The 10,239-nt window shown below is 44.5% G+C and carries 12 protein-coding genes; 3 read left to right on the forward strand and 9 right to left on the reverse strand.

All coding sequences use genetic code 11. The features are described from left to right. Window positions 1-13: 13 nt before the first annotated feature. The gene (locus NDI48_27330) at window positions 14-298 is read left to right on the forward strand and encodes a hypothetical protein (GenBank protein ID MEP0834879.1); all 285 of its coding nucleotides are present in this window, start codon (window positions 14-16) and stop codon (window positions 296-298) included. Window positions 299-364: 66 nt separating this feature from the next. Here the strand turns inward: NDI48_27330 and nadC are convergent, their stop codons facing one another. The 6 genes from nadC to NDI48_27360 all read right to left on the reverse strand — a co-directional run bounded on the left by nadC (window position 365) and on the right by NDI48_27360 (window position 5,083). Further along, window positions 365-1,258, reverse strand: a complete 894-nt coding sequence (nadC, locus tag NDI48_27335) for a carboxylating nicotinate-nucleotide diphosphorylase (protein ID MEP0834880.1) — start codon at window positions 1,256-1,258, stop codon at window positions 365-367. Window positions 1,259-1,376: 118 nt separating this feature from the next. Next, the gene (locus tag NDI48_27340; GenBank protein ID MEP0834881.1) at window positions 1,377-1,976 is read right to left on the reverse strand and encodes a DJ-1/PfpI family protein; all 600 of its coding nucleotides are present in this window, start codon (window positions 1,974-1,976) and stop codon (window positions 1,377-1,379) included. A gap of 336 nt (window positions 1,977-2,312) precedes the next feature. Beyond that, complete coding sequence (locus NDI48_27345) at window positions 2,313-3,107, reverse strand: sulfite exporter TauE/SafE family protein (GenBank protein ID MEP0834882.1); 795 nt, start codon at window positions 3,105-3,107, stop codon at window positions 2,313-2,315. 45 nt (window positions 3,108-3,152) lie between these two features. Then, on the reverse strand, window positions 3,153-3,569 hold the full coding sequence (locus NDI48_27350; GenBank protein MEP0834883.1) for a TIGR02588 family protein: 417 nt from the start codon (window positions 3,567-3,569) through the stop codon (window positions 3,153-3,155). Next, on the reverse strand, window positions 3,566-4,468 hold the full coding sequence (locus tag NDI48_27355) for a TIGR02587 family membrane protein (protein ID MEP0834884.1): 903 nt from the start codon (window positions 4,466-4,468) through the stop codon (window positions 3,566-3,568). Before NDI48_27355 ends, NDI48_27350 begins: the two co-directional genes overlap by 4 nt. Window positions 4,469-4,807: 339 nt before the next feature. Next, the gene (locus NDI48_27360) at window positions 4,808-5,083 is read right to left on the reverse strand and encodes a hypothetical protein (GenBank protein ID MEP0834885.1); all 276 of its coding nucleotides are present in this window, start codon (window positions 5,081-5,083) and stop codon (window positions 4,808-4,810) included. Between the two features lie 561 nt (window positions 5,084-5,644). Between NDI48_27360 and NDI48_27365 the strand changes: the two genes are divergently transcribed. Continuing rightward, complete coding sequence (locus NDI48_27365) at window positions 5,645-5,809, forward strand: hypothetical protein (GenBank protein MEP0834886.1); 165 nt, start codon at window positions 5,645-5,647, stop codon at window positions 5,807-5,809. Between the two features lie 107 nt (window positions 5,810-5,916). Here the strand turns inward: NDI48_27365 and glcD are convergent, their stop codons facing one another. Further along, window positions 5,917-7,386, reverse strand: a complete 1,470-nt coding sequence (glcD, locus tag NDI48_27370) for a glycolate oxidase subunit GlcD (GenBank protein ID MEP0834887.1) — start codon at window positions 7,384-7,386, stop codon at window positions 5,917-5,919. 125 nt (window positions 7,387-7,511) lie between these two features. Continuing rightward, on the reverse strand, window positions 7,512-8,258 hold the full coding sequence (locus NDI48_27375) for a GDSL-type esterase/lipase family protein (GenBank protein ID MEP0834888.1): 747 nt from the start codon (window positions 8,256-8,258) through the stop codon (window positions 7,512-7,514). A 450-nt stretch (window positions 8,259-8,708) separates the two neighbouring features. On the opposite strand from NDI48_27375, the gene NDI48_27380 reads away from it, so the two are divergent. Beyond that, complete coding sequence (locus tag NDI48_27380) at window positions 8,709-9,866, forward strand: hypothetical protein (GenBank protein ID MEP0834889.1); 1,158 nt, start codon at window positions 8,709-8,711, stop codon at window positions 9,864-9,866. Between the two features lie 148 nt (window positions 9,867-10,014). Here NDI48_27380 and NDI48_27385 read toward each other — a convergent pair. Beyond that, a partial coding sequence (locus NDI48_27385) for a hypothetical protein (protein MEP0834890.1) occupies window positions 10,015-10,239 on the reverse strand: 225 nt, incomplete at its 5' end.

Raw genomic sequence — 10,239 nt, forward strand, 5'->3', positions numbered from 1 at the left:
GGCTCTTGAGCAAATGACTTTTCAAGAAATAGTAGATTTGCTGACAGAAAAGAAAGTGATTCGGATTTTAGGTTGTTCCTCCCGAATTTTTTATACAAAGCTGAAAGATTTTCCTGCGCCCAAATCCCCAGAGGACTGGGGGGCGATTGAGGACATCAGTACTCGGTTGGGGATAGACAGAGATGACCTGAAAATCTTACTAGAAATGACTCAGACCAAAAAAGCCGCCCTGGCGCGGGTTAAGCAGGATGCAAAAGAACAGAAGCAATGGCTGGCTAACAGGAGAAAGAGTCTATAACCCACGTTAGATTTAAGGGTAAGGGCTAGAATTAATTGATAAAGTTATTCTTTCGCCAGTAAACGCCTAATGGCTGATTCTCATACTCAAATCTAGCCAGGGCGATCGCGTAATCGGTGCACTACTGGAAATGTAATCGACTCCAGTCTCTGCTACGGCTCGGATGGTTTCCAAGGTAATGTTACCCGATGCCTCGATTTTGATGCGATTGTTATTTTCTCGAATCATTGGCACAGCTTGTCGCATCATTTCTAACGGCATATTGTCCAGCATGATGATGTCCGCTTGATGCTCTAACGCTTCTCGAACCTGAGCAAGGGTTTCTGTTTCCACTTCGATGGTGAGTGGGTAGGGAATGCGATCGCGAATTTGGGTAATGGCGTTCCCAATTCCTCCGGCAGCGGCAATGTGGTTGTCTTTAATCATTACCCCATCATCCAACCCCATCCGGTGATTCACGGCACCGCCTATTTGGGTGGCATATTTCTCCAGTAACCTCAACCCTGGTGTTGTCTTGCGCGTGTCTACCAATTGAGTCGGTAAATCGGCAATCTGAGCAACATATTTGTGAGTCAGCGTGGCAATTCCGCTTAGTCGCATGGCTAAATTTAGCGCCACTCGCTCTCCCGTTAACAGCGCATCCAGTGGCCCTTCAATTGTGGCAATAACAGGTCTGCGTTCAGATGGCATTTCTGGCGAGAAATCGCACCATTTTCCCTCTTCTACTAATGGGATGAACCTCACCTGCTGATTGAGCAACTGAAACACCCGTGCGGCGATCGGCAGTCCTGCAATCACCCCGGATTCTTTCGCAATCCATTGCGCCTTTGCCGTTTGAGAACCAGAGGCAAAAAGGCTGTCCGTGGTGCGATCGCCCCGTCCAATATCCTCTAATAACCAGCCGTGCAACAATCCATCCAGCACCAAAAACGGTGGCAGTACAGCCGTTGAAGTTTTCATCTTATTCACGCCTCTAGAGAGCAACCCAGCGCAAGTCCTAAATTATGAAATTTACATGTTCTGCCTAAGAGACACGGGAAAACCCCGCGTCTCCCACTCTCCGCTTCAGGAGCATTCCTCAAACAGCAGCCATTTCTTGATGCTCAATCTTAGTCCCTAGAACATTGAGAAACGCGGCTAACCACTTAGGATGGGCAGGCCATGCGGGTGCAGTTACCAAATTACCATCAACCATCGCCTCATCTGGTGGAATATGGGTATAAAGTCCCCCAGCGCGAGTTACATCTGGCCCACAGGCAGGGTAAGCTGTGCAACTTTTACCTTCTAACACACCCGCCGCCGCTAAAACTTGCAAGCCGTGACAAATAGATGCGATCGGTTTATTCGTCGAGGCAAAGTGACGGGTAATTTCTAATACCTTCTCATTCAGGCGAATATATTCCGGTGCTCTCCCACCTGGAATCACCAATGCATCATACTTGTCGGCAACCACCTCATCAAAGGTGGCGTTGAGTTGGAAGTTGTGTCCCGGTTTTTCACTATAAGTCTGGTCGCCTTCAAAATCATGAACGGCTGTTTTTACCGTATCTCCTGCTTTCTTATCCGGGCAAACGGCATGAACCGTGTGACCGACCATCTGCAAGGCTTGGAAAGGTACCATCACCTCATAGTCTTCCACAAAGTCACCGACGAGCATTAAGATTTTCTTTCCAGTCATCTCGTAACTCCTGATCTCTCTAATTTAATCTTTAAATTAACTAGAGCCTATCTGCAAATTTCTTTGAAGGTTAAAAACTCTCCTTAATCCTTCTTAACTTAGTGTCCTCTGTGCGTCTGTGGTTTGTTACCAATCTGAAATCTTGCACCTTTGTCAGTAAGCCTCCACACCCGCCAAGAAATTAATTTCTTGGCTTATAGATCAAGTCCATTGAAATGGACTGAAATTCTTAGGGAGTCTTCTTTAGACGACTTTAGCTATGAGACAGTGGTTTTAACCACTGGCGGTTGTTGCAACAGATGCAAGATCTCAGCAATAGTATTGACCAGGCACCCCCTAGCTTGCCCAATTTTCCCAAAGAACAAACCCTGCCATCAGCAGCAAAAAACAACTAAATCCGATCTGAAGTTGTCGCGATTTAATGAACGGAACCAAGTAAATACCTAAAATAGTGCCGAAACTAGCCGCCACGGTAAAGGATGCCATCAAAGGCCAATCTAGCTCAACCTGTCCCAGATAACCGAGAAAGCCAGTCACCGATTTGAGGGCAATAATCAATAGAGAGGTACCGGCTGCCTGTTTAATCGGCACATTACCCAACAAAACCAACGCAGGCACGATCGCAAAACCACCCCCGACTCCTACCAACCCGGTTAACACACCAACACCCATCCCTTCGATCGCCATCCAAAACCAAGCATAACGGGGTTTCGGCGTAGGCTGAGAGTCAGTATCTGCTTCTGCAATCTCGGCTTGCGAGAGATGATCACTTTTGCGAATCATCAAAACCGCTGCCAGCAGCATCGTTACGGCAAACAGTCCCATTTGCAAGGTATCAGTCATCCAAGGCAGGGAAGCTAATCGCGCCCCCAAATAGGCTCCCAGCATCGCCGTCGAACCAAAGAGGAGGGCGGTTCCCAAGCGGACGTTACCCAGTCGCCAGTGGGGGATAGCCCCGATCAGGCTTACCATCCCCACGATCGCTAGAGACATGGCGATCGCTGCTTTGGGCGCAACTCCCATCACATAAACTAAAACCGGAACGGCTAAAATCGAACCGCCACCACCCATTAAGCCCAAACTCACCCCGATCACGGCTGCCAGAAAGTGACCTACTATTGCTATACTCATGAACTAACAATTACGCACTACGAATTACGAATGATTGGGTCACGATTACGGTAGCTTGTAACTAGCAACTCGGACAACGAGTTCACCGTTTCGGGGGTCGCGGCTAAAGACAAAAGCACCTTCCTGCTTTTCACCACTGGCGAGAAAATCAATTTGCTGTTCACCCGATTCTTCCACCTCACCCTTGATGCGGAGTTCAGCAATTACCTGAACGGACTCAGCGGTTTCTCCGCCCGTGTTTTCGATCTCAAAAGGAACATAGAATTGCCCTGGCGCTTCGCGAATTTCACTGGAACGGTTAATCGATATTACGGGGGGTTGATTTTTCTGAGTCAGCCATTGGTAAATGACAAGTCCGACAATCACAGCCACCATCAACAGGGCAATACTAAAGCTTGTCCACTCAGCGGGTGAACGAGGGGGTTGTTGTTCCACGGGGCCTGATGAATCCATGTCTTTCATATCGCTAAGCGTCCTGCTGCACCGCCGATGGTTGCTGGTAATCCGAGGATTAATGTCCGGCTCATCCACAGCGTCCAAGGGTCATCTAAACTCAAGCGATGGAAAAAAAACAACATAAATGCTGAGGCAAAAAGTGAAACGAGATAGGACATAACCGTTTCGCTGATGGGGCGCTGAAAGATACCTTTCTGCTGTCGGCGCTGTTTCTGCGTGGTAAAGCCCGCCTGGAAGACAATCCCATAGGAAATTAGTAGTGATACAGCGATGATCGCGAGAAGGCGTGGCGGTGCGATCGCGGCATCGAGCATAGGGATTTCGTCGGTGGGCGCAATATTGAAGGCAATGATCATGGCACCGATTAACGTGCCACCGATATCAGCCAGGGTAGCGTTAAAGTTTGATTCCTTGCCTTGATTGTTGCGATTGCCTTGCTGGTCAGAATCCTGATTATTGGAAGAAGACCAGCGATCGCCACTTAAGAAAGCACCCGCCAAAGCGGCTCCTAGGGAAAATGGCACGCTTTCCAGAATTAATTTACCCAGGGCTTCGTTCAGCGGTGTTTCCTGTGTAATCTCGCCTAAGGTAAAAAGGATACAGGTAGCGCTGACAATTCCAATTGCCAAAGCTTCAAAGCTGTCCATTACTGTATCGAAAAACTGCTTACTTTGGATTTTACGAAATCCTTCCGTGTGGTTGAGCAGCAAAACAACGACGAAGGTAATCGCCAAAATTACTAGCATTAAGGATGGAGCGGTTTGAGAGCCAATCCACCAAACTTCCATCGTATAAAGCAGCGGAATGCCAAACAAGAAGCCACCTGAAGCACCCCGAATCATATCATTGAGTTGATTTGACCACGAGTGGGAAGGTTGACGTTTTTTGCGAGTGCGTTTTGCCATGCGTCGGAAAATTCTGATGCTGCCATACCCTGCGTACAGAGTACAAATCTCCTAGCCAAACCCTTTTTAGGCAGGTCAGGCAGGAACGGCTAAAAGTCTGTATTCTGGGCTACATTATGATATTAACAAAGCTTGGTGAGCTGTTACTTCCTTCTCCTGACAGAGTTTCAGCTCTTCCACTACCTCTGAGAATTTGCCAAACGCGGTTTGAATACGATGGTTTTTCGGGCGGTATAATCAGGTCATGATACACTCGGATTCTGAGTTAGAATCCGAGTAAATGAAATTGCAAAAAGATGTATCGCTTGGAAAACACGACTCAGCAATTTATTAGCTGAATTAATTCCACACAAGTGTTACTTCTTGGCACTCTTCTTCAAAATAATTTTCGACATCATCATCAAAGACTACACCAAAAAATTGGCAGGATGTACAGGTATCAAGTCGATTAAACTTCTGCATATTAGGGTGGTCAGGATTGTATTGTACCCTCCACACGGGTTGATTCACTTCGACTTCCAGTTCCCAGTCACGAATTGGATTGTCTACAATCCAATCAATTTGAGCTAGGTTGCATAGGGGGATTTGGTAGCAGTAGAAAACTCCCTTTGTCATATTTAACCGTCCTGTAAAGATAGATGCGTATAATCCTGATTTTGGCGAAAACCGAAAACTGAACCCTCTGTTCAGCTCGCTGAAAATGGAGATAGAGAGGGAAGAGTATTCAAGTGTATCAATAATATAAGATTTGAGCAGATAGCCTGTACACCCTAGTTAAAGAAAATCTTATTGCTCTTTGGCTTCTCCCAAACCTGTCATGGCAATTAATACACGATACGAATTCTTTCTTAAGATAGAGGGTTACATAAAAAAAAATTGTAAGCGTGGAAACATTTGAGCTGTATCGCTGGAAGCTATACATTGTCTCGAACAGCGGCGCTGGGAAAAGCTCAGTGGGATAGCTTAGCGTTCTGCTGATTGATGCCAAGAGTACGGTTTTGTGTCTGACTGCTGTGGGAAGACAAGCCTGTATCGTCGCCACAGGCTTTAGAGGCAACTTGAGAGAGCGGCACTCACTCAGAGTTCTAGGGGGTAGTAAGGCTGGGTTTCCGCCTGGAACAAGTCTGAGCCAGAGAAAGGTGCAAGAAGGCAGAAGGCAAAAGAAGGAAGGCTCTTATGCACCAATTGTTACGGGATTGTAACCCCTGCCAATGGGGAACCATCCAATCGAAGATTTGTTTATACGCTTCATACCGAGAGTTCCTCGATAATCGCGAACTTCATCTCGAAGACATTTATAAAAGCCTTCAGCCTTCAGCCTTCAGCTTTTTCGGTGCATAGCTTCTATTAATAGTTTAAAAACTATGAAGCTAAGGAGTCTTGTTCTATGGGTGCAATACTATTGCAGCCAGGGATCTAACCCTCTAAACGAATTTTACAGGGAGTCATTAAAAGACTTCGGATTGTTTAAATTGTGCTAACTTTTGAACATTTGCCGATTCACCACAAGTGCGAGGAGTCGGAAAAATCTTACCAGGATTGGCTAAACCTTTGGGATTAAAAACCTGACGCACCCATTGCATAGTTTCTAAGTCTGTCTCACTAAACATATCCGGCATAAAGCACTTCTTATCCGCACCAATTCCATGTTCTCCAGAAATGCTACCACCCACTTTCACACAGAGTTTAAGAATTTCTCCCCCTAATTCTTCGACTTTATGCAGTGCACCTGAAATCGAATTATCGTAAAGAATCAAAGGATGCAGGTTACCATCGCCGGCATGAAATACATTCGCGATTGCGTACCCGTATTTCTCACTCAACCTTTCAATTTCTTTCAGCACGCCTACCAATTGAGTGCGGGGAATCACTCCATCTTGAACAAAATAATCTGGACTCATATGACCGGCTGCGGCAAAAGCCGCTTTGCGACCTTTCCATAATTTGAGGCGGGTTTCTGGGTCACTTGCCGTGGTAATATTTCGTGCTCCATTCTTTTTACAAAGTTCGGCAACGCGCTGTTTAGTGGTTGCCACTTCTACCTCTAGACCATCCAATTCTACCAACAAAATAGAACCTGCATCTCTGGGATAACATCCCGTTGCCACCACATCTTCCACCGCATTAATGCTGAGATTATCCATAATCTCCATGCCACCCGGAATAATCCCGGAACTGATAATATCGGCAACAGCACCACCCGATTCTTCCACAGTGGAAAAGTCGGCGAGGAGGACGCAGATAGATTCAGGTGTTTTAAGAATGCGTAGAGTAATTTCTGTGGCGATACCCAAAGTCCCTTCAGAACCAACAAATATACCTGTAAGGTCGTAGCCAGGAAGTTCTGGCACTGACCCCCCGACATCCACAATTGAACCATCTGGAAGAACTAATTTTAATCCCAAAACATGATTAGTTGTAACGCCGTATTTGAGGCAATGAACACCGCCGGAATTCTCAGCAACGTTACCACCAATTGAGCAAATAATTTGGCTAGAGGGGTCAGGTGCATAGTAGAAACCGGCACCACTAACCGCTTGGGTTACCCAGTTGTTGATAACCCCCGGTTGCACCACGATTCGCTGATTTTCCAGGTCAACTTCGAGAATGCGTTTCATCAACGCGGTGACAATTAACACGCAATCCTCTACAGGTAAGGCACCCCCTGATAGTCCCGTGCCAGCACCCCGCGCCACCCAAGGGATTTGGTTTTGGTCACAGATTTTTACGGCTTCTGCCACTTGTTCTGTGGTTCGCGGTAGCACCACCAACGCCGGACGCTGGCGATAACTGGCTAAACCATCACATTCATAGGTGAGTAATTCTTCTTTGCGGCGAACCACGCCGTCTTTCCCAACAACTGCCTCAAATTGCTTGATGATGGGTTTCCAATTGCGTGTGGTGTCTTGGGCAATCATAGGTGGCGGGAGTAAATGGTAGCTGCAATACTATGATGACATGAGCGCGAAGTGTTAATGTATACTTTAATCCGTATTTAAGAAAAATGAATAGTACGGTTACGACCTAATTCTTGATGGGTAAGTTACAGAACGACCTCTTTTTCAATAATGTTTTTCCACAATAAATATCCCTTTCCATTCAAATGTAACCCATCGGTTGTATATTGATCATCGAGTTGATTGTTACTACCTAAAAAAGATGGAAATAAATCGATGTATTGATATAAGAAGCTTGTAGATAATTTCTTTAATTTAGCATTAAGTTCAATAACATTTTTGTTGATCTTAGGGTCTGCAAATTTTTTATTAAGAGGCAACACGCTTTTGACAAAGACTTTTGTTTGGGGATTTTTTTCTTTAAACGTTTTGAGAATTAATTGGTAATTGCCGACTATTTTATCTACAGTTTCACCTTGAAGTAATTCATTAATGCCAATCATAATAAAAACTTTTTGAGGTTTTGATTCGACCAGATTATCAATTCGGTTTAAAATTCCGCTAGTAGTATCTCCAGCAATTCCTCGATTTTTTATAGAAACATCTCTAAATAATTCTTGCCACTCACAGAAATCTGTGAGGCTATCTCCCACAAATATAATACCTGATTCTGATTTTGGAAAAGTTTCAAAAAGGCTTTTTCTATCTGCCCCATAAAAACTGTTATTGTCTATGGATTCAGGATTTAATAAATAAGAAATTGTCCGAAATACATAAGGAATACCGCCTTTTGATGCGATCCAAAATGTTCCTAGTACCAAAATTGACAAATTCAGACTAATGGAAATCCAAAACGCAATTTTATTAATTTCAATCTTATTGTTTTTTTGCATAGAACGGTGAGTAGAATCTAGAGGAATTTTAAATTACGTTAACACAATAATTATCCAGAGGCAAAGAAGATTATCTTCAAAATAATTAATGATTTCTATAGTATCGATAATCGATCAATTTTTTTTCGGATTAAAAATTAAACTATAGCTGTCCTCAAGGATTCGGAAACGCTAAAATGTTCGAATTCTTGAATAAGTCGGGGATTGGCACAATCCCAAGAAAGTCACTCATTTAGGATTGCCATATAAAAAGCCGTTGAGAGTTCTCCCCGATCTCCCTTGAAAAAAGAGATTAGGCTTAAGTCATAATAAATTTTACTCTGAGACGTTCAAGCCACTCATTTCGCTCAAGAACTTCAAGTTAGCAACCCGTACAGGTTTTCTGGTAACGTCTTAAGGTAAGTCCGGGTCAATTCCTCAGGATGCATTAGGTACAGAGGCTAGCTGGAGATGAGCAAGGTGATCAATCAAACCAAAACCTTCGAAATTCGGGCTGTCGCTACTCCAGCAGACAGCGAAATGTTTCTGGACGTACCCGCACACGTCTATGCTAATGACTCAAATTGGGTACCCCCCTTGCGTAGCGATATTGCTAAACAGTTGGCACCCACAAATCATTTTTTTGAATATGGGAAATTACAGGCATTTATTGCTCTAGAAGAAGGCGAAAAAAATTCCCAGGCTGTTGGACGTATCGTGGCGGCTGTGAATCAACGGTTGATTGAACGAGAAGGACAAAATGTTGGTTTATTTGGTTTTTTTGAATGCATTCCAGATTTGGCGATCGCCAAATCTCTCCTAGCAGCCGCTTGTCAGTGGTTACAAGAGCAAGGAATGACTCTGGCACGAGGGCCAATTGATTTATCAACTCACAACAATTGTTTATGCTTAGTTGATGGCTTTGATTCACCCCCCATGGTGATGATGCCCTACAATCCACCCCATTATCCAGAATTTATAGAACAGGATGGATGGCAGAAAGCTAAAGATGCTTATGCTTATGATTTTCCCCTCGACAAACCTCTCTCTGATAAATTTGAAAAAGCGTATCGAATTGCTTGTAAATCAGGCATCACGTTCCGTCCCCTGAAAACCAAAGGCGAGGGATTTGAGCAAGATTGTATAAGTATTTATAACTTGTTCAATCGTGCCTTTGCGAATAATTGGAGTTCTGCACCTCGCAGTCAGGCAGAATTTTTGGAAGAAGCTAAATCCTTACAAACATTGGTTGATCCAGATGTTTTTCCGGTCGCCGAAGATAACGGCGAAATGATTGGCTTTTGGATGGGATTACCCGACTACAATATTCCCTTAAAACACGTCAATGGCAAACTAAACTGGCTCGGAATTATCAAATTTTTGTGGTATCGCCGCCAGATCGACCAAGGACGAGTGATTGCCATTTGTTCTTTGCCAGAATATCGCCGAAAAATGGTACCTCTTGCCTTAATTTATTTAGGGATGCAGGGAGGAATTCAAAAGGGAAAACCCTACAAACGGGCAGAACTAGGTTGGGTTTGGGAAGATAATTTTCCCTCTCGTAAAGTGATTGAAGCCGCAGGCGGTAACATTTATAAAACTTACCGTATTTACGAAAAAAATCTTTAAATTTAGACGATTTGATGGTGTTTGGATAACGAAAATCAGCCCTGTAATTTATGCTGTGATTGGAAGACTTGCTGAAAACCTTCATCACTCTGCACTCAACGTGTTAAACAGTACCTTGAGCATTCACACTCGATTGGCTGCGACAGCATTAGGTTAGAGCGTGACAAGATGCCGATAGTGGCAAGTTATTTAGCTTTCTTCGCCGGAAGCCCCACGCCATACCCGTATCCGGGTTGGCGTTGGGATGGATAGGAGGACTGACGGAGGAACGGAGGTGCGAATCGTTGGCTAGAAACCAAGGCAAATAAAGATTAGGGGGATTAGCCGCAAGGATATAGAACCTTGACAACTGAATGACCATGTAGGTGAGAGT

This window comes from Microcoleus sp. AS-A8 (assembly GCA_039962225.1).
Lineage (GTDB): Bacteria > Cyanobacteriota > Cyanobacteriia > Cyanobacteriales > Coleofasciculaceae > Allocoleopsis.

Excerpts from the sequence above, each read along its gene's own strand:
- glcD (MEP0834887.1), bottom strand. The coding sequence starts at position 7,386 with ATGATTGCCCAAGACACCACACGCAATTGGAAACCCATCATCAAGCAA.
- NDI48_27365 (MEP0834886.1), top strand. The coding sequence starts at position 5,645 with ATGCACCAATTGTTACGGGATTGTAACCCCTGCCAATGGGGAACCATC.
- NDI48_27340 (MEP0834881.1), bottom strand. The coding sequence starts at position 1,976 with ATGACTGGAAAGAAAATCTTAATGCTCGTCGGTGACTTTGTGGAAGAC.
- NDI48_27355 (MEP0834884.1), bottom strand. The coding sequence starts at position 4,468 with ATGGCAAAACGCACTCGCAAAAAACGTCAACCTTCCCACTCGTGGTCA.
- NDI48_27350 (MEP0834883.1), bottom strand. The coding sequence starts at position 3,569 with ATGAAAGACATGGATTCATCAGGCCCCGTGGAACAACAACCCCCTCGT.
- NDI48_27375 (MEP0834888.1), bottom strand. The coding sequence starts at position 8,258 with ATGCAAAAAAACAATAAGATTGAAATTAATAAAATTGCGTTTTGGATT.
- NDI48_27360 (MEP0834885.1), bottom strand. The coding sequence starts at position 5,083 with ATGACAAAGGGAGTTTTCTACTGCTACCAAATCCCCCTATGCAACCTA.
- NDI48_27330 (MEP0834879.1), top strand. The coding sequence starts at position 14 with ATGACTTTTCAAGAAATAGTAGATTTGCTGACAGAAAAGAAAGTGATT.
- nadC (MEP0834880.1), bottom strand. The coding sequence starts at position 1,258 with ATGAAAACTTCAACGGCTGTACTGCCACCGTTTTTGGTGCTGGATGGA.
- NDI48_27345 (MEP0834882.1), bottom strand. The coding sequence starts at position 3,107 with ATGAGTATAGCAATAGTAGGTCACTTTCTGGCAGCCGTGATCGGGGTG.
- NDI48_27380 (MEP0834889.1), top strand. The coding sequence starts at position 8,709 with ATGAGCAAGGTGATCAATCAAACCAAAACCTTCGAAATTCGGGCTGTC.